This window comes from Novosphingobium sp., assembly GCF_036733805.1.
In the GTDB taxonomy this organism is placed as follows: Bacteria; Pseudomonadota; Alphaproteobacteria; order Sphingomonadales; family Sphingomonadaceae; genus Novosphingobium.
This window is the reverse complement of record NZ_DAIMZT010000017.1, coordinates 1-18,689: the sequence shown is the minus strand read 5'-3', so window position 1 is coordinate 18,689 and position 18,689 is coordinate 1. Positions and strand designations below refer to the sequence as shown.

At 63.3% G+C, this 18,689-nt stretch carries 18 protein-coding genes and 1 tRNA gene; 15 read left to right on the top strand and 4 right to left on the bottom strand.

Annotation, left to right across the window (positions count from 1 at the left end; genetic code table 11):
• The first annotated feature begins 177 nt into the window (after positions 1 to 177).
• Positions 178 to 1,197, top strand: a complete 1,020-nt coding sequence (trpS, locus tag V7D69_RS06225) for a tryptophan--tRNA ligase (RefSeq protein WP_324064646.1) — start codon at positions 178 to 180, stop codon at positions 1,195 to 1,197.
• A 13-nt stretch (positions 1,198 to 1,210) separates the two neighbouring features.
• On the opposite strand, the gene V7D69_RS06220 is transcribed toward trpS, so the two are convergent.
• The gene (locus V7D69_RS06220; RefSeq protein WP_324064647.1) at positions 1,211 to 1,846 is read right to left on the bottom strand and encodes a lytic transglycosylase domain-containing protein; all 636 of its coding nucleotides are present in this window, start codon (positions 1,844 to 1,846) and stop codon (positions 1,211 to 1,213) included.
• 201 nt (positions 1,847 to 2,047) lie between these two features.
• Here V7D69_RS06220 and V7D69_RS06215 point away from each other — a divergent pair, with 201 nt between their 5' ends.
• Genes V7D69_RS06215 through V7D69_RS06205 form a run of 3 tightly spaced genes read left to right on the top strand, consistent with a single transcriptional unit; the run spans position 2,048 to position 6,570 of the window.
• A complete protein-coding gene (locus tag V7D69_RS06215; RefSeq protein ID WP_324064648.1) occupies positions 2,048 to 4,330 on the top strand; it encodes a TonB-dependent receptor in 2,283 nt (760 codons plus the stop codon).
• Positions 4,331 to 4,341: 11 nt separating this feature from the next.
• Complete coding sequence (locus tag V7D69_RS06210) at positions 4,342 to 5,829, top strand: amidohydrolase (protein WP_333605356.1); 1,488 nt, start codon at positions 4,342 to 4,344, stop codon at positions 5,827 to 5,829.
• Between the two features lie 12 nt (positions 5,830 to 5,841).
• Positions 5,842 to 6,570: a VOC family protein gene (locus V7D69_RS06205; protein WP_333605355.1), complete on the top strand. Its 729-nt coding sequence runs from the start codon at positions 5,842 to 5,844 to the stop codon at positions 6,568 to 6,570.
• 37 nt (positions 6,571 to 6,607) lie between these two features.
• On the opposite strand, the gene V7D69_RS06200 is transcribed toward V7D69_RS06205, so the two are convergent.
• Positions 6,608 to 6,682 (bottom strand) — tRNA-Thr (locus V7D69_RS06200).
• A gap of 109 nt (positions 6,683 to 6,791) precedes the next feature.
• Here V7D69_RS06200 and V7D69_RS06195 point away from each other — a divergent pair.
• The 9 genes from V7D69_RS06195 (at position 6,792) to V7D69_RS06155 (ending at position 14,990) form a co-directional block, all read left to right on the top strand.
• A complete protein-coding gene (locus tag V7D69_RS06195; protein ID WP_324062647.1) occupies positions 6,792 to 6,959 on the top strand; it encodes a hypothetical protein in 168 nt (55 codons plus the stop codon).
• A 39-nt stretch (positions 6,960 to 6,998) separates the two neighbouring features.
• Positions 6,999 to 7,685 (top strand): 2,3-diphosphoglycerate-dependent phosphoglycerate mutase, encoded by a 687-nt coding sequence (gene gpmA, locus V7D69_RS06190; RefSeq protein WP_324062646.1) that lies wholly within the window; start codon positions 6,999 to 7,001, stop codon positions 7,683 to 7,685.
• Position 7,686: 1 nt separating this feature from the next.
• Positions 7,687 to 8,178: a 5-(carboxyamino)imidazole ribonucleotide mutase gene (gene purE, locus V7D69_RS06185; protein ID WP_324062644.1), complete on the top strand. Its 492-nt coding sequence runs from the start codon at positions 7,687 to 7,689 to the stop codon at positions 8,176 to 8,178.
• Between the two features lie 6 nt (positions 8,179 to 8,184).
• Positions 8,185 to 9,243: a 5-(carboxyamino)imidazole ribonucleotide synthase gene (locus V7D69_RS06180; RefSeq protein WP_324062642.1), complete on the top strand. Its 1,059-nt coding sequence runs from the start codon at positions 8,185 to 8,187 to the stop codon at positions 9,241 to 9,243.
• Between the two features lie 13 nt (positions 9,244 to 9,256).
• On the top strand, positions 9,257 to 9,757 hold the full coding sequence (locus tag V7D69_RS06175) for a dihydrofolate reductase (RefSeq protein WP_324062640.1): 501 nt from the start codon (positions 9,257 to 9,259) through the stop codon (positions 9,755 to 9,757).
• Complete coding sequence (locus tag V7D69_RS06170) at positions 9,754 to 10,686, top strand: bifunctional riboflavin kinase/FAD synthetase (RefSeq protein WP_324062638.1); 933 nt, start codon at positions 9,754 to 9,756, stop codon at positions 10,684 to 10,686. The genes V7D69_RS06175 and V7D69_RS06170 overlap by 4 nt, the downstream gene beginning before the upstream one ends.
• Positions 10,687 to 10,859: 173 nt before the next feature.
• Complete coding sequence (locus tag V7D69_RS06165; RefSeq protein ID WP_324062635.1) at positions 10,860 to 14,057, top strand: isoleucine--tRNA ligase; 3,198 nt, start codon at positions 10,860 to 10,862, stop codon at positions 14,055 to 14,057.
• The gene (gene lspA / locus V7D69_RS06160) at positions 14,054 to 14,569 is read left to right on the top strand and encodes a signal peptidase II (protein ID WP_333605354.1); all 516 of its coding nucleotides are present in this window, start codon (positions 14,054 to 14,056) and stop codon (positions 14,567 to 14,569) included. Before V7D69_RS06165 ends, lspA begins: the two co-directional genes overlap by 4 nt.
• Positions 14,570 to 14,573: 4 nt before the next feature.
• Complete coding sequence (locus V7D69_RS06155; protein WP_324062632.1) at positions 14,574 to 14,990, top strand: DUF3035 domain-containing protein; 417 nt, start codon at positions 14,574 to 14,576, stop codon at positions 14,988 to 14,990.
• A 55-nt stretch (positions 14,991 to 15,045) separates the two neighbouring features.
• Here the strand turns inward: V7D69_RS06155 and V7D69_RS06150 are convergent, their stop codons facing one another.
• Positions 15,046 to 16,380 (bottom strand): hemolysin family protein, encoded by a 1,335-nt coding sequence (locus V7D69_RS06150; RefSeq protein ID WP_324062650.1) that lies wholly within the window; start codon positions 16,378 to 16,380, stop codon positions 15,046 to 15,048.
• Between the two features lie 192 nt (positions 16,381 to 16,572).
• On the opposite strand from V7D69_RS06150, the gene V7D69_RS06145 reads away from it, so the two are divergent.
• Positions 16,573 to 17,247, top strand: a complete 675-nt coding sequence (locus V7D69_RS06145; protein WP_333605353.1) for an OmpA family protein — start codon at positions 16,573 to 16,575, stop codon at positions 17,245 to 17,247.
• 71 nt (positions 17,248 to 17,318) lie between these two features.
• Here V7D69_RS06145 and V7D69_RS06140 read toward each other — a convergent pair whose 3' ends face one another.
• Positions 17,319 to 18,113: a 3'(2'),5'-bisphosphate nucleotidase CysQ gene (locus tag V7D69_RS06140; protein WP_333605352.1), complete on the bottom strand. Its 795-nt coding sequence runs from the start codon at positions 18,111 to 18,113 to the stop codon at positions 17,319 to 17,321.
• A gap of 157 nt (positions 18,114 to 18,270) precedes the next feature.
• Here V7D69_RS06140 and V7D69_RS06135 point away from each other — a divergent pair.
• Positions 18,271 to 18,689: ATP-grasp domain-containing protein (locus V7D69_RS06135; protein WP_333605351.1), on the top strand; the 419-nt coding region annotated here is incomplete at its 3' end.

The following is an 18,689-nucleotide window of genomic DNA, read 5'->3' as shown; positions in this document are numbered from 1 at the left end:
ACGGCGATTTGTGATAAGGCACGCGTCATGCAGGCTTTCCCGCCCCTCCAGGATCATGGCCGCCGCGCCGGCCGGGCGGCTTGGCGATGGCGCTCGGTCACACGTTGACCGTTTCTATCGTCTGTTCGCTCTGAACGGATGCGTTCCATTCCCGCACGTTTCATGAAGGACGCACCGATGCGTATCGTCTCCGGCATCCAGCCCACCGGCAACCTGCACCTTGGCAATTATCTGGGCGCGATCCGCACCTGGGTTTCAATGCAGGACGATGCGACGGCGACCGGCGGCGAATGCCTTTATTTCCTCGCTGATCTGCACGCGATCTCGATGCCTCACGTGCCGGCCGAGCTCGCCGCCAACACCCGCGAGATGGTTGCGGCGCTGGTTGCCTGCGGGATCGATCCGGAACGCTCGATCCTGTTCAATCAGGCTCAGGTGCCACAGCATGCCGAACTGCAATGGCTGCTGAACGGCACGGCGCGCATGGGCTGGCTGAACCGCATGACGCAATGGAAGGACAAGGCGGGAAAGAACCGCGAAGGGGCCAGCGTCGCGCTATTCACGTATCCCGTGCTGCAGGCGGCCGACGTGCTGCTGTACCAGGCGACTCACGTGCCGGTGGGAGAGGACCAGAAGCAGCACCTCGAACTCGGCCGCGACATCGCGCAGAAGTTCAACAACGATTTCGCTAGTCCGGAGGCGCCGGTGTTTACTCTGCCGCAGCCCTTTATTCCGCCCGAGGCGGCTCGGATCATGAGCCTGCGCGACGGCACCGCCAAGATGAGCAAGTCGGACCCTTCCGACATGAGCCGCATCAACATGACGGACAGCGCTGACGCGATCATGCAGAAGATCAAGAAGGCCAAGACGGACCCGGAGCCGCTGCCTTCGGAGGCAGCCGGACTGGAAGGTCGCCCGGAAGCGAAGAATCTCGTCTCCATTTATGCTGTGATGGCGAACGTCACGGTCGCCGCAGTGCTGAGCGAGTTCGGCGGCGAGGGTTTCGGCAAGTTCAAGCCCGCGCTGGGCGAACTGCTTGTCGAAAAACTCGCGCCGATCAATCGGCGTTTCACGGAACTGCGCCAAGACCGCGCGGCGCTCGACGCGATCCTCAGCAAGGGCGCTGAAAAGGCTCGGGCCCTGGCTATCCCGACACTGGAAAAGACTTATGCCGCATTGGGGCTGATGCGGGGCTGACGCGCAGCCGCTCTTATTGTCGCACTGAGTCCGTCAGGCGCGCCATGATCGCGGCGACATAAGCCCTGGTCTCACGGATATCGGGCACGCCGCCCGCTTTCTCAACGCGACCAGGGCCGGCGTTGTACGCGGCGAGCGCTTTTTCGACATCGCCGCCGAAGGCATCGAGCTGCAAGCGCAAGTATCGTGCTCCGCCTTCCAGGTTGGCCACAGGATCGGCCGCGTCAACGCCCATTCGCGCGGCCGTGCCCGGCATCAGTTGAGCGAGGCCCCGCGCGCCCACGGGTGAAAGCGCGCGTTCGTTCCAGCGGCTCTCCTGCCAGACCACGGCTTCAAGCAGAGCCGGGCTGATATCATACTTGACCGCAAGCTCGGCCACGCGAGCGCGCCAGCGCGATGGCCCCGCGGCATCCAGCGCGACAGTGATCGATTGCGGGAGCAGTCCGGCCTCCACCGTGCGCGGCGTTTCCCGCACGGACGCCGTGTCGCCGCCAGCAACGCTGGGAAGCATGCCCGGACCGCCGGCAACCCATTCGGCGCCGCTTGCACCGATCTGCATGACATCAGCCATGGCCACGCCGGGTGTGCAGAAGAGCGCTGCGGCCACCGCCACGCCGCCCCACTTTCGCGATCTCGAATCCCACACCATCGCACGCTCCATACCGCGGCCGGGGCATGACACTCAAGTTGCCTTCACCGCAAGCGCCCGTCGCCTTCGCAACCCAACTTGGAGGTGGCGCGTCCACAGTCTCGCCCCAGTCACATTTCGCGACTGCAGCAAGGCCGCTTGACTGTATTTATCTATCAATTAAGTAGACAATACATTTTGTGTCAGTATCCGAGGAAATCGATGGAAAGTGCCAAAAAAGCAGTATGTTACGCCTCTCTTCTTCCGCTGCTCCATATAATCGCCGCAACGCCTGCGGCAGCCACGGAAGCTAACGAGGGCGCTCTTCCGGCGGCGGGCGAAGTAAGTCAGGGTGAAAGCATCAACGATATCACGGTAACCGCGCAGAAGCGCGAGACGCGGCTGCAGAAAACCCCGGCGAGCATCAATGCCGTAACCCAGTCGACGCTTGAAAACTCCGCTGTCTATGGTCTTAACGATCTGGCGAAAGTGGTGCCGGGCCTGGTCATTACGGACAACGGACCTGGCCAGCGGCGCATCGCGCTGCGCGGCATTCGTTCTCCCGGCGAACCGCAAGTGGCGATTTATTATGACGAGGCGCCGCTTGCCGGCGCGCCGGGGACGACCAGCGATTCCGGCGGCAATCAGGGTGATCTGCAACTATTCGATGTGGAACGGGTAGAAGTTCTTCGCGGGCCGCAAGGAACACTTTACGGCGCAAGCTCCATGGGCGGCGCCGTACGCATCATCTACCGCAAGCCCGATGAACGGCTTTCCGCCGGCGTCGACCTGATCGGTTCGACCACGCACTATGCCGGTGAGAACTATCAAGTGAACGCGATGGTCAACGTGCCGATCGTCGATGACCGGCTGGCCATTCGTGCCGTCTATTTCCGCCGCAAGAACGCAGGCTGGATCGACAATCCGGGCCTTGGCAATGAAAGCATCAATCGGGAAGAGACCGAGGGCGCGCGCCTGCTTCTGCGAGCCAAGCCGACCGACTGGCTGACCCTGGATTTCGGCTTCCATTACTATGACGCCACCGGCGCGAACCCGGTCTGGGCGCCTGGTTCCGGGAAATTCATCTCGGCCAGCCTGGCCAAGCTCAACTTCGAGGACAAGAACCGTCTTTACACCGGCACCGCCAACGCCGACCTGGGATTTGCCGACCTGATCGTCACAGGGTCCTATCAGGATCGCGACAGCTCATTCCGCCGCGACCCCAATCATTTCCTGCTTACCGCCTTTAACAATCCGGCTTTCTGCAGACGCCACTTCACGGCCGCCACCTGTGCCACGCCGCAAGGCATGCAGAATTTCAATGCTTACGTCGATTCCGTAACCCCGCTCGCCTATGTGTCCCCGCAGACAATGAAAAACGGCAGCGGGGAAGTGCGCCTGCAATCCAAGGACGCCGGCTTGCTGAGCTGGACCGTGGGCGCCTATTGGTCGCTCCGCACCTCCTGGGTGGGATCCAGTGGCATTCTGGTTGATGCGTCAGGCGATCTTCGTGAGGACGCACCGCTGGATTTCAAACGGCGGGTACGGGATCGCCTGCGGCAGGTTGCCGGCTTTGGCGAGGTGTCTGTTCGCCCGCTTGACGGACTGACCGTGACCGGCGGCATCCGATATTATGATTATCGCCGCACCGTCGCCGGCGAAATCATGAAAGGCTTCGACCTCATCAATTTCGCAGTTCAGCCCTGGACGGTTCGCGGCACGAAAGAAAACGGCCTGCTTTACAAGGCCAATGTGGCTTATCAGCTATCCCCCGAGGTACTTGTCTATGCGCAGGCGGCCTCGGGTTTCCGGCCCGGCGGCGCGAACCAGGTCATCGGGTTGCCCAGTTCCTTCACGCCTTATCAATCCGACAAGCTATGGACTTACGAAGCGGGCGCCAAGACCACACTGCTGAACGGCCGGCTGCTGTTCAACCTGACCGGCTATGTCACGGACTGGAAGAATCTGCAGGTCACCGGCAATAGCGGCACGTTCCTGTTCCTGACCAATGCCGGCAACGCCAAAGTCAAGGGTGTCGAGATCGAAACCGTCGCCTTGCCGTTCCGCGGCCTGCAGCTTTCCGCCAACGTCAACCTGCTGTCGGCCAAGCTGACCTCCGATCAGATCAACGATCTGGTCATCGCCAGCGGACGCAAGGGCGATCGCATACCGCAGATCGCCAACACGGGCTTCTCGGTCGCCGCTCAATACGAATGGGACTTGGGCGGATTGAGAGCTTTGGTCCGCAGCGATCTTAGCTATGTGGGTCCATCCTATGGGGACTTCCGACCCGACTCCCCCTCCTATCGGCGCATGGGCGATTATGCCGACGTCGGCGCTCGCATCGGCGTAAGCAAGGACAACTGGGCCGCCTACATCTTCGCGACCAACTTGTTCGACGTGCGAGGGCGCACGACCGCCGGCGTTGCGGTGGGCAGCAATGTCGAAGAAGTCACCACGATCTCGCCGCGCACTATTGGCGTCAATCTGAAATTCGGCATCTGAGGTACATGCAAATGAACAATCGAAAAACCGCGGCTCTGGCATTGCTGTTGACGGCGCTGGCCAGTCCGGCTTCCGCACAGGACCCGGCCTCCGGCGCGCCGTCCTCCGCCCCCAACGGCGCAGCGCAATCGCGGGCAGCCACGATCCTTCCGATCACCGCCGCGCTTGAACCGCGCCTCGACAAGATATCACGCGACGTGTGGTCGCTGGCCGAAGTCGGTTTCAAGGAAACGCAGAGCAGCGCGCTGTTGCAACAGGAATTGAAGGCGGCGGGTTTTCGCGTGAAGTCCGGTGTCGGCGGCATGCCGACAGCCTTCATCGCCGAAGCGGGGATCGGCGGCCCGGTCATCGCGCTGCTTGCCGAATATGATGCCCTGCCCGGCTTGTCTCAGGCGGCGGTTGCGCAAGAAAGCCCTGTCGCCGGGAAAAACGTGAGCCACGCTTGCGGGCACAACCTGCTGGGCGCGGCATCGGTGACGGCCGCGATCGCCCTTAAGGAGTGGTTGCAGAAGAACGGGATCGCGGGCACCGTCCGACTTTATGGGACACCGGCCGAAGAAGGCGGCTTCTCTAAGGTTTATCTGGTTCGCGACGGTTTTTTCAAGGACGTTGACCTGACGCTCACCTGGCATCCGGGGGATCGCAATAACGCAACGCCCAGCCGGTTCCTCGCGATGATCTCGGGCAAGTTCCGCTTCCAGGGCGTCGCCGCTCACGCCGCCGCCGCGCCGGAACGCGGCCGTTCCGCGCTGGACGGCGTGGAAGTAATGGACGTTGCGACCAATTTCCTGCGCGAACATATCCCGCAGGAAGCGCGCATCCACTATGTCATCACCAAAGGAGGCGGCCAGCCCAATATCGTGCCCGCCAGCGCGGAGAGCTTCTATTACGTCCGCCATTATGACACCGCAGTGGTGAAAGACATCTGGGACCGCGTGGTCAAAGCGGCTGAGGGCGCGGCGCTTGCCACCGGCACGAAAGTGGAAGTGGAAATCATTTCCGGAACTTACGGCACCCTGCCCAACCACACGCTCAACGGAATAGTCCAGCGGAACCTGGAGCGCGTGGGCGGCTACAGCTATTCTCCCGCCGAGGCCGCGTTCGCAAAGCAGATCCTGACCACATATCCCAATCTCGGCATCAAGGAGAGCGACCCTTCGCAGATCGATCCCATGGGGCCGGAACGCAAGGATTCGGGATCGTCGGACGTTGGCGACGTCAGTTGGGTAACGCCCACCGCCTCGCTGTTCACCGCAAGCTTCGTGCGCGGAACCATGCCTCACAGCTGGCAGGCGGCAGCGGCAAGCGGCACCCCCATCGGTGAAAAGGGCGCGTTGGTGGCCGCCAAAACGATGGCGCTGACAGCCGCCGAACTGTTTCTCAGTCCGGAGGAAATTGCCGCCGCCAAGGCCGAGTTCATCAAACAGCGTGGGCCCGATTTCAAATATGTCCCGCTGATCGGCGATCGCAAGCCGGCGCTCGATTACACGGATCATTGAGAAAGGAAGATCATGACGCATCTATCGCGGCGCGAGGTTTCGCGCCTGGTCGGGCTGGGCCTCGGCGCCGGCGTGCTTGGCAACGCTTCGTTCGTTCGAGCGGCGTCCGCCGCGCCGGGCCTGCCGCTGGATCATATCGTCTGGGCGGTGCCCGACCTGGATGAAGGGGTGAAAATCATTGCCGATCTCACGGGGATCGAGCCCGTTTCCGGCGGCATAGCTCCCGGACGGACGCAGACGCACAACGCGCTTATCAGCTTGGGCGGTGGAACCTATTTCGAGATATTGTCGCCATCCCGCGCCGGAATCGGCGGACCTTGGGAAAAACTGATCCAGGACGGCAAGCCTCATATCGTCAGCTATGCCTTGCGAAGCCGCGATCACTTCGCCGCCCTGCAAGCCGCGATCACCGCGCAGGGCTTTGCTTTCGAAGGCCCTCGCGCCATGGGCCGCGTTCGTCCCGATGGGGGAGCCGTGAATTGGGAGCTATTGACGGCTTCCGGCACGCCGATCGACGATGCCCTGCCTTTCTTTATCGATTGGCTGGATTCCTCCCCTCATCCTTCGGAGAGTTCGCCCAAGGGAGCCAGCATCGATTCCTTCGTCGTCGCACATCCGCGACCGGCCGAACTCAGCGCCCTTTTTCGCAAGTTGGGCGTGGGAACGCCGGTTATCGGTAGCGATCGATACAGCATCAATCTCGTGTTCAATACGCCGCGAGGAAAGGTTTGGCTCAGCTGATTCCCGGCAGGACGAGCGCGCGACAACGTCAGTGAAATGGTGCTGCTGGGGAGGATTGAACTCCCGACCTCACCCTTACCAAGGGTGCGCTCTACCACTGAGCTACAGCAGCGCCTTCGCCAGCCCGGCGATCCGGGGGCAGGCGCGGGCTATTGTCCGCGCGGTGCTAGATTGTCAAGCGCCGCTTGCGCTTTGACGGCGCTGACGGCATGGCGGCGGGCATGGACGACCGGACCGGCCACGGCGATGACAGTCAGACCCGCGAGGAGCGCCTTGCAGCCAAGCTGCGCGAAAATCTGCGCCGCCGCAAGGCGCAGGCGCGCGCCCTTGCGGGGCGCGGCGAAGATAACGAGCCGGTCAGGCTTTCCAAATCGCCCCCGGAAAGCTAGGGCCTGCGACCTGACGTTCAGCTCATAAGGAGCCACACTTTGCCTCGCCTGATCCTTCTCCGCCACGGCCAGAGCCAATGGAACCTCGAGAACCGCTTCACCGGCTGGTGGGACGTGGACGTGACCGAGAAAGGCGAGGCGGAGGCACGCGCGGCCGGGGCGCTGTTGAAGGACAAAGGCGTGCTGCCCACCGTCGCCTTCACTTCCGTGCAAACGCGCGCGATCAAGACTCTGCATTTCGCGCTGGAAGCGGCTGGCCTGCTGTGGATTCCGGAAACCAAGGACTGGCGCCTTAACGAACGGCATTATGGCGGCCTTACCGGACTGGACAAGGCTGAAACCGCCGCCCGCCACGGGGAGGATCAGGTCAAGGTCTGGCGTCGCAGCTTTGATACGCCGCCCCCGCCGCTGGAACGCGGCAGCGAGTTCGATCTGTCTGCCGATCCCCGTTATGCCGGGATCGCCGTGCCGCAGACGGAGAGCCTTAAGGACACCATCGCGCGCGTCCTGCCTTACTACGAAGGCTCGATCGTGCCTCACCTGAAAGCCGGCGCCACAGTGCTGGTCGCGGCGCACGGCAACAGCCTGCGCGCGCTGGTGAAGCACCTTTCGAACATTTCCGACGCGGAGATCACCGGGCTTGAGATCCCGACCGGCCAGCCCATCGTCTACGATCTTGACGACGATCTGATGGTGCTGGACCGTTATTACCTTTCGGAGCGGTGAGTTGAGCGCGCCAGTCGCCCCCAAGGTCGCGATCGTCATGGGCAGCCAATCCGATTGGCCGACCATGCAGCGCGCCGCAGAGATGCTGGACAAGCTGGGCGTCTCTTATGACGCGCGCGTGGTCTCGGCGCATCGCACGCCTGACCGGCTAGTGGCATTTGCGAAGGGCGCGGCGGCGGAAGGCTTCAAGGTGATAATCGCCGGAGCCGGCGGAGCCGCGCACTTGCCGGGCATGGTCGCCGCGATGACGCACTTGCCGGTGCTGGGCGTGCCCGTCCAGTCGAAGGCGCTTTCCGGTCAGGATAGCCTGCTCTCGATCGTGCAGATGCCGGCGGGCATTCCTGTCGGGACGCTGGCGATCGGTGAAGCGGGCGCGGCCAACGCCGGGCTGCTTGCCGCCGCGATCCTGGCCACCAGCGACGATGCGCTGGCGAAGCGCCTTCAGGATTTTCGCGCGACGCAGACTGCAGGCGTGGCCGAGCGGCCATCCTGACCGACGATGATCGCACCGGGCGAAACGATCGGCATTCTGGGCGGCGGCCAGCTGGGCCGGATGATCGCGATGGCGGCAGCGCAGCTCGGCTATCGCTGCCATGTCTTCGCGCCCGAAGCCGATTCGATCGCCGCCGAGGTTTCCGCCGCCTTCACTTGCGCAAGCTGGGACGATGCCGGAGCCATGGCCGCTTTCGCCGCCGACTGCGCGGTGGTGACCTATGAGTTCGAGAATGTGCCGGTGGGCCCGCTTGCGGCGCTGGGCGCAGTGGCGCTGCTGCCGCACCCGCGCGCGTTGGAAACGGCGCAGGACCGCCTGAACGAGAAGCGCTTCGTCAACGCGTTGGGTGGAACGCCCGCTCCTTTCGCGCCGGTCGATTCTGCCGACGATCTCGCCAGTGCCGTCGCCAAGATAGGCGCGCCCGGCATTCTGAAGACCCGCCGCGACGGCTATGACGGCAAAGGCCAGTGGCGCGTCATGACGCCTGACGATGTCGGGAAGCTGGAACTGCCGGCCAAGCCGCTGATCTACGAGGGCTTCGTCACCTTCTTCGCCGAGTTCTCCGTCATCCTATGCCGGGGCCGGGACGGCGATATCCGGTTCTTCGATTCCGCCCACAATGTGCACGAAGGCGGCATTCTTGCCATCAGCACCGTGCCCGCCCCCGCTGCCGTGCTGGAGCAGGTGCCCACCGCGCGCGCGCTCGCCGCGAAAGCGGCGGAGGCGCTCGATTATGTTGGCGTGCTGACCATGGAGTTCTTCGCCACCGCGAATGGCCCGGTGTTCAACGAGATGGCGCCGCGCGTGCACAACTCAGGTCACTGGACCATCGAAGGCGCAGTCACCAGCCAGTTCGAGAACCACGTCCGCGCGATCTGCGGCCTGCCGCTGGGCAGCACCGGGCTGGCTGCGAAGGCGGTCGAAATGCGCAACCTGATCGGCGATGATGCGCATGACTGGCAGGCGATCCTTTCCGATCCGGCCAATCACCTGCACCTTTACGGCAAGGCCGCAGCGCGGCCGGGGCGCAAGATGGGCCACGTCACCCGGCTGACGCTGGACTGAGACGAGGGACAGCGTGGCACGCGAACTCTTCCTCATTTACGCGCGCGCCGCCAATGGCGTGATCGGACGAGAGGGGGCGCTGCCCTGGCGCGTGCCCGCCGATCTCCGGCGCTTCAAGGCGCTGACGATCGGCAAGCCCATGATTATGGGCCGCAAGACGTTCGAGGGCTTTCCTTCCCCTCTGCCCGGTCGCCGCCACATCGTATTGACGCGCGACAGTGTTTGGCAAGCGCAAGGGGCCGAAATCGCCCATTCAGTGGCCGAAGCGCTGGCGCTGGCCGGAGCAGGCGAAATTGCCGTGATCGGGGGTGCCGAGATCAACGCGCTCTTTCTCCCCCTTGCTCACCGTATCGAGCTTACCGAGATTCACGCCGATTACGCCGGGGATACCGTCATGCCGCCGCTCGGCGAGGAATGGCGTGAAGTAGCGCGGGAGGAACACGCGGCCCAAGCGGATCGTCCGGCTTATGCTTTCGTCACTCTGCTGCGCGATCTAAACCCGCTGTCGTCATGATTCGCCTCGACAATCGCCATCCCATTCCTGAAGCACTGCGCGGCGGCGTGATCGCGCTCGGCAATTTCGACGGCTTTCACCAGGGCCATCAAGCCGTGGTGGGGGAAGCGATCCAGTGGGCGCGGGCAGAGGGGCGGCCCGCTATCGTGGCCACATTCGATCCGCACCCCATGCGCCTGTTCCAGCCCGCGACTGAGCCGTTCCGGCTGACCACTCTCGATCAACGTCAGGAGCTTTTCGGCCAGGCCGGGGCAGATGCCATGCTGGTGTTGCATTTCGACAAGGCGATGGCGGCCATGAGCGCAAGCGAATGGGTTGAGAAGGAGCTTGCCGGGCACCTTGGCGCGGCCGGCGTCGTCACCGGTGAGGACTTTACCTTCGGCCGGGGGCGCGGCGGCAATCCCCAGGTCCTGCGCGAGATCGGAGCCCGCTTCGGTTTGTCCGGCCGCACGGTAGGCCCGGTCAGCGATGCGGAAGGAATAATTTCCTCCAGCCGCATCCGCGCCGCGCTCAAGGCCGGAGATTGTCAGGCCGCCGCGCACCTGCTGACACGGCCCTTCGCCATCCGCGGCGTGGTGCAGCATGGCGACAAGCTGGGCCGAGCGATCGGCTTTCCCACCGCCAACATCGATCTGGGGCCTTACCTGCGTCCGCGTTATGGCATTTATGCCGTGACCGGGCGCTTGCCCGATGGCCGCGTGGTGCCGGGCGCGGCCAACCTGGGCGTGCGCCCGCACTTCGATCCGCCCAAGGAATTGCTCGAACCACATTTCCTGGACTTTTCCGGCGATCTTTATGGCCTGGAAATCGAGGTCGCCTTTCACCATTTTCTGCGGCCCGAAGCAAAATTCGATTCGCTGGAAGCGTTGACGGCGCAGATCGCGCTGGATTGCGAAAAGGCGCGCAAAGTGCTGGCGGAGGTGGCTTAGCCTCTGAAAATCACTATCTCCGTTCGTGACGAACGGATGGAGCGTTTTGACGCGCGAAAGACCCGCGCAACCAACCCGCAACTTTTATTACCCGCCCGTGCCGCGCGGGGAGTGGTTTGTACGCAACCCTCGCTCTTCCAACGTTAAGCCAATTGCTCTAGTGCCCGCCGGTCATGACCGAACAGCGCGACTATCGTAACACCGTCTTCCTGCCGAAGACCGATTTCCCAATGAAGGCCGGACTCCCGCAGAAGGAGCCGGGCATTCTTGCGCGCTGGCAGGCGGAAAAGATTTACGAGAAGACCCGCAAAGCCCGCGCCGGGCGGGAAAAGTTCATCCTGCATGACGGCCCGCCTTACGCGAATGGCGACATGCACATCGGCCATGCGCTTAACCATATCCTCAAGGACATGGTGGTGCGCACGCAGACCCTGCTGGGCAAGGACGCGCCTTATGTGCCCGGCTGGGACTGCCACGGGTTGCCAATCGAGTGGAAGGTCGAAGAAGAATATCGCAAGAAAAAGAAGAATAAGGACGAGGTTCCGGCAGACGAGTTCCGGGCTGAATGCCGTGCTTATGCCCGGCATTGGGTGGACGTGCAGCGCGAACAGTTGAAACGCCTTGGCGTGGGCGGCGACTGGGATAATCCCTACCTGACGATGGATTTCACCGCCGAGGCGACCATCGTTTCCGAACTGCTCAAGTTCGCGACAAGCGGCCAGCTCTATCGCGGCGCCAAGCCGGTGATGTGGAGCCCGGTCGAAAAGACCGCGCTGGCCGAGGCGGAAGTCGAATACGAAGATATCGTCTCGACTCAGGTCGACGTGGCGTTCGAGATCGTGGAATCGGCGATCCCGGAGTTGGTCGGCGCTTATGCGGTGATCTGGACGACCACGCCTTGGACGATTCCTGTGAACCAGGCGCTCGCGTTTGGGCCGGAGGTTGAGTACGTACTCTTTAAGGCTGTCGCCGCGACGCACCAGGGTCCAGAGATTAGCCCGAACTTCCCACACGTGGGAAAGTGGTTCCTAGTTGCCGCACCGCTGCTTGAGGATTTTGAGAAGCGCACCTCGCTAGTAGCTGGTGGTGGTGAATGTCGACGCTTACTTACCGGAATCCAGCTCGAAGGCACCATCGCCCGCCACCCGATGCACCATCTCGGCGGGTTCTTCGCCGAACCGCGTCCGCTGTTGCCCGGACACTTCGTCACTACTGACAGCGGCACCGGCCTTGTCCACATGGCGCCCGACCATGGCGAGGACGACTTCGACCTCTGCAAATCACACCACATCGCGCCCAAGTTCGCGGTGGAGGCGGACGGCAAGTACCGCGCCGACTGGCTCTGGCTGGGCGGGGAAGGCTCAGTCATAAACCCGAAGTTCAACGCGCCCGACGGCCCGATCTGCACCGCCCTGCGCGAAGCGGGCGGGCTGCTGGCGGCCTCGGCGGATTACAAGCACTCCTACCCGCATTCGTGGCGTTCCAAGGCCAAAGTGATTTATCGCTGCACGCCGCAGTGGTTCGTGCCGATGGACAAGCCGCGCGATGGCGCCGGTGCCGGCGCGGAACCCGTGTGCACGGTGCCGCTCCATCACGTTCCGCATGACCCCGAGATCGAAGGCGCGCGCATCGTTGTGACCGGCTCGGTCGGCGAAACGGTCGGTTACAATCGCAGCCTCGATTACCTGATCCTGCAGGTGGGCGAGGAGCAGCACGTTGTCTGCGAACCGCTGGCCTTCGATTACCTCGGCAAGATCGGCGTCAAATTCCAGATGGTCGCGCTCATCAAGGGCGCGCTGCTGGAAGGCGCCACCGCCCAGCTGGACGACCAGGCGATCAAGCTGCGCCACGAGGCCGCCATCTCGCCGGATGCCGGCACCGGCTTCGCCACGCCGGTGGAGCGCCACACCCTGCGCCAGACCGCTCTCAAAGCCATCGCCGACACGCGCTTCGTGCCGGACAAAGGCCGCAATCGAATCGGCGCCATGGTGGAAGGTCGGCCTGACTGGGTGCTCAGCCGCCAGCGCGCCTGGGGCGTGCCGATCACGCTGTTCGTCGATCGCAAGACCGGCGAATACCTGGTCGATCCGGCAGTGAATGACCGCATCGTCGTCGCCGTGCGCGAAAAGGGCGTCGACGCCTGGTCGGACGAGGCCGCGCAGGACCTCCTGGGCCCCGCCTACAAGGCGGAGGATTACGAGCGCGTCACGGACATTCTCGACGTCTGGTTCGATTCCGGCTCGACTCACGCCTTCGTGCTGGAATCAGGCAAGTGGCCGGACCTCCTGCGCCCCGAAGGCCACACGGGGCCGCGCGCTGATCTCTATCTGGAAGGCTCTGACCAGCATCGCGGCTGGTTCCAGTCCTCACTGCTCGAATCCTGCGCCACGCGCGGCCATGCGCCGTACAAGGCCGTGCTGACTCACGGCTTCACGATGGACGCCAAGGGCCTGAAGATGTCGAAGTCGCTCGGCAACACCGTCAGCCCGCTGAAGGTCATGGAAACCAACGGGGCGGACATCATCCGCCTATGGGCACTCTCGGTCGATTATACCGAGGACCATCGCATCGGCGATGAGATCCTTAAAGGCGTGGCCGACCAGTACCGCAAGCTGCGCAACACTTTCCGCTACATGCTGGGCGCGCTGGACGGGTTCGAGGAAGCGGAGTATCTCGGCGTGGACGAGATGCCCGAGCTGGAGCGCTACGTGCTGGCGCTGCTGGGCAAGCTGGACGCAACGCTGCGCCAGGCGGTCGAAAACTTCGATTACAACACTTATGTCCGCGCGCTGATCGATTTCTGCAACGAAGACCTTTCGGCCTTCTTCTTCGATATCCGCAAGGACTGCCTCTATTGCGACAGCCCGACCGATCCGAAGCGCCGCGCTTATCGCACCGTGCTCGACATGCTGTTCCACGCGCTGGTGCGCTATGCCGCGCCGGTGCTGGTCTTCACGGCGGAGGAAGTGTGGCAGAGCCGCTATCCCGAAGGCGAGAGCGTCCATCTCCAGGAGTGGCCCGAGGTGCCCGCCGTTGAGGCGGACATGGAGAAGTGGGCGAAGCTGCGCGCCTTGCGCGAAAAAGTCACCGAGGCGATCGAGCCGCTGCGCCGCGAGAAGGTGATCGGCTCCAGCCTAGCCGCCGAATTGACGGTGCCGCAGGACGCGTCTGAAGCCGAAAGCCTTGATGTGGATTTAGCCGAGCTGTTCATCACCGGGACAGTCACGCGCGCGCAGGGCGAAGCCGTGACCGTCACCGCCACATCCGACCACAAATGCGGCCGCTGCTGGCGCCACTTGCCGGAAGTGCCGGAAGACGGCGCGCTATGCGGCCGCTGCGAGGATGTTGTCAGCGCGACGGAGGACGCATGAACTTCGCCATCCGCAACCGCATCGTGGGCTTGTTGATCGCCGCGCTGATCTTCGTGGTGGACCAGGCTCTCAAAGGCTGGCTGCTCCATGGCCTGCGGATTGAAGAGCACGTGATCGACATATTGCCGATCTTCAGCCTGCGCTTCGTCCAAAACTACGGTGTCTCGCTTGGCATGTTCACCGCCGGATCACCGGAGGGGCGCTGGGCATTGGTGGCCATGACGGCAGCGATCGCGGTGTTCGTGTTCGTGTGGATCCTGCGGGAACGCAAGATCGGCGATATCGTGGCGCTGGCCATGGTCCTGGGCGGTGCGGCGGGCAATATCCGCGATCGCTACATGAAGGGTTTCGTGGTCGATTATGCCGATCTGCATTTCGGAGGCTTCCGCCCCTTCCTGATTTTCAACCTCGCAGATGCCGCTATCACCATCGGCGTCCTGATTATCCTTGCCCGATCCCTGCTTTCGCGCGAAAAGCCCGATGCAGCGGCGAAACCCGCCCCGGAGAGTTGATTTGATGCCCATGAAGAAAACCGGCGCCCTTATCCTCGTTTCGACCGGCGCGGTCCTGTTGTCCGCCTGCGGCAGCACCGGACTGTTCAATCGCAACCGTCCGGATGAATTTGCGGTGCAGCGCCAGTCGCCGCTGGTCGTTCCGCCCGATTTCTCGCTGAGTCCTCCAAAGGAAGGGCAGCCCCGCCCCGGTGACGACAACCTGCAGCAGCAGACGCTCGATGCTCTGTTCGGCGGTCCGCAGGCGCGCAGCGATATCGAAAGGTCGACCCTCGGCATGGCCGGCACCGCCGACGCGGGCATTCGCTCTACTGTCGGCGATCCCTCGACTTACACGGTGGCCAAGGGCCAGGTAACCCGCGCGATCCTCGCCGCACCGCAGGGAGACGGGCAGAGCGCGCAAACCGCCACCGGCGGCTAAGCGCTGATCCTCATCATTCGTGAAAAGGCCGGGCCAACGTCCGGCCTTTTGCGTTTCAGCCCTCGCCGCTCACCCCGTCGCCATCTTCTTCTTCCTCCTCGCGCTCTACGAGGATCTTATCGATCCGCAGGCCGTCCATATCGACGACCTCAAAGCGCCAGCCCTGCCCAGAGAAATGCTCTCCCTCCCGAGGCACTTTCTTGAGCACTGCCAGCACATAGCCGGCGACGGTGGCGAACTCCCGGTCTTCGGGCAGCGCCATGTCCAACCGGTCAGCCATGGCATCGGCCGGCATCGCGCCCGAAATCAAGAGCGAACCGTCCTCGCGTTCGACGACCATCGGTTTATCGCCTTCATCCTGGTGCGCGACGAACGTGCCCGCCAGCGCGGCCAGCACGTCGGACGGAGTGACAAGACCTTCGAGGTGCCCGTATTCATCATGCACCACCGCCATCGCCACTTCGGCGGTCTGCAGCTTGCGCAAGGCGTCCATCGCATCAAGCTGGTCAGGGATGACCTCCGCCTTCTTCATCATCGCGCGAATGTTCACCTCGCGCCCGGCGACCAGCGCCGCCAGCACTTCGCGCACCTTGACGATGCCGACAATATTGTCGGAAGATGCTTCATCCGCCACTGGCAGCAGCGAATGCGGCGAAGCCTCGATCTTAGTGCGCAGCGTGACTTCGTCCGCACCCGCATCGATCCAGTCGATCTGGTTGCGCGGCGTCATCAGTTCGCGCACCGGACGATCGGCAAGACGCATCACGCCAGCCATCATCGCCCGCTCCTCCTCCTCCAGCACGCCGGAGCGGGTCGCCTCGGCAAAGATCATGTGCAGTTCTTCGGCCGTCAATTGCTCCTGCCCGCCGCCACGGATCGAGAACAGGCGCAAAATCACGCCGGAGGACCTGTCCAGAAGCCAGACGAACGGCGCCATTGCTCGCGCCATCCAGAACATCGGTCGCGCCATGGTCAACGCCACCGGCTCAGCCATACGCAGGGCCAGTTGCTTGGGCACAAGTTCACCCACCACCAGGCTGGCGTAAGTCGTGGCGATAATCACCAGCACGAAGCCCAACTCGTCCGCAAAGCGAGCGGGCAGACCCAGCATCTCAAGCCGCTGCCCCACTGGAGAACCCAGGCTGGCGCCGGAATAAGCGCCCGCGACAATGCCGATCAGGGTTATCCCGATCTGGACTGTCGAGAGGAACTTGCCCGGATCGGCGGCCAGATCGATCGCGGTCCGCGCGGCTCTGCTGCCTTTGTCAGCCGACAGCTTGAGGCGGGCCGGACGAGCGGACACGATGGCCAGTTCCGACATCGAGAACAGGCCATTGAGCAGGATCAGCCCGGCTATGATGAAAAGGTCGGTCCAGGGAAACGGCGTCACAATACCGGCAGCGCTAGCAGAGATTGCACCGTTCGCGAAGGGCCGCTGTGCCCACGCCGCGGTTCCCGAACCTGACGGCATGGCGGGAACGTAGGTCAATTGAACGAGTTCTGACAACATTATCCATCGACCGTTAATGTTCACTAGCACACGTACCGTAGCCATGATGTCCACCAGGGAAGGGACGAGAACATGTTGAAATCGCGTCTGATTATGTCGAGCGCCGCAGCGCTTTCGCTGATCGTGGTATCCGGCTGCGTCACGGATCCCAACACCGGCGAGAAGAAGGTGTCGCGCACGGCGATCGGCGGCATCGGCGGAGCCGGGCTCGGCTATCTGCTGGGCGGCGTCATTGGCGGCAAGACCGGGCGCATCGTCGGCGCGGGCCTGGGCGGCGTCGCCGGGGGCGTGGTCGGATATCAGATGGATAAGCAGATCAAGGAGCTGAAGGAACAGACTGCAGGCTCCGGCGTCGATGTGACGCAGGAAGGCAACGGCATTCTCGTCAATCTACCGGACGTAACGTTCGCGGTGGATTCGACGGTTATCAGTCCGTCGTTCCAGACCACGCTCGACAAAGTCGCGCAGTCGATGAACCAGTATCCCAACAGCCTGATCGACATTTACGGCCATACCGATTCCACCGGTTCCGATGCCTACAACATGGATCTTTCAAAGCGGCGCGCAGATGCGGTGGCCCGCTATCTCATCATGCGCGGCGTCAGCTCGACGCGCATTCAGACTCAGGGCATGGGCAAGAACTATCCCGTCGCGACCAACGACACGCCTGAAGGACGTGCGCTCAATCGCCGTGTCGAGATCAAGATCACGCCGGTCACCTCTGAGGAGGCCAAGGCCGCAAGGTAAGTTTCCGCGTTCGCGGGATCGAAGAAGGGGCCGGCCTTCGAGTGCGTCGGCCCCTTCTTCACATGCCATTTTCAAACCGAAAACTGCGCAGCCCGTCCGGCCAGTCGCTCCACCGCGGCCTCATGAATGGCGGGAGAGGCGCATAGAACGCCGAAAGCGCGCGGATCACGCTTGTTGTAATCGAGCGGCCGCCCGAAGGCATCCGTCACGGCGGCGCCGGCTTCGCGAGCGATCAGGCCGGCCGCCGCGACGTCCCACTCATACCCCCAGCGCAGCGTGGCCAGAAGATCGGCCTCGTCAGCGGCCACCATCGCCATGCGCAAGGCGATCGAATTAGGCTGATGCACCAATCGCAGATCGGCATCCTCGGGCGCGAGCTTGCGCGCCGGGACGCGCGCCCCGGCAAGCTCCGGGCGGCGGCTGGCGGAAAGCGGCGCGCCATTGCGCCAGGCGCCCTTCCCTGCCTCTCCGGACCAGAACTCGCCGCCTTCCTCGCGCCGCCGGGCTGGGGCGTGAAGATAGCCCAATACCGGGCGGCCAGCGTTGACCAACGCCACGGACACAGCCCACCCGGCGTGCCCACGAATAAAATCGCGCGTCCCGTCAATGGGGTCGACCAGCCAGACCAGCGTTTCCTGAAGCCGGGCGGGCTCGTCGACCGTCTCTTCCGAAAGCCAGCCGGCCTTGGGCAGAAGCGCGCGCAATTCCTGTTTCAGGAACGAATCGACTTCGAGATCAATCGAACAGACGGGATTGCCCGGAGACTTCTCCCAATGATCCAACGCATGGCCGTCGCCAGGCCAGCCGGCAAGCGCGATCCGGCCGGCTTCGCGGACTATGGCTTCAAGTTTCCGGCGATCGATCATGAATGGAGGCTTCCTGAAGGATGTCGCAATGCGTGCCCATGAGATTGCGTGGGTGACGGGACTTTTCAAGCACGCGGGGATGTGCTTATGCGGCGCTGCAAAATACCGGCTCCCCCGCGCCTTACCTAGGAAAACGCCAGCAGAAAGCGAATCAGCGATGAACATTCACGAATATCAGGCCAAGGAATTGCTCGCGAAATATGGTGTGGGCATTCCCGCCGGCATCCCCGCGCTCACGGTTGAAGAAGCCGTCGCCGCCGCCAAGCAATTGCCCGGACCGCTCTACGTCGTGAAGGCGCAAATCCACGCCGGCGGGCGCGGCAAGGGCAAGTTCAAGGAACTGCCGGCTGACGCCAAGGGCGGCGTGCGCCTCGCCAAGTCGGTGGAAGAAGTGGAAGCTTTCGCCAGGGAAATGCTCGGCAACACGCTCGTCACCATCCAGACCGGCGAAGCGGGCAAGCAGGTCAACCGTCTTTATGTGACGGACGGCGTGGATATCGCCAAGGAATATTACCTGTCGATGCTGGTTGACCGCAAGACCGGCCGCGTCGCCGTGATCGCCTCCACCGAAGGCGG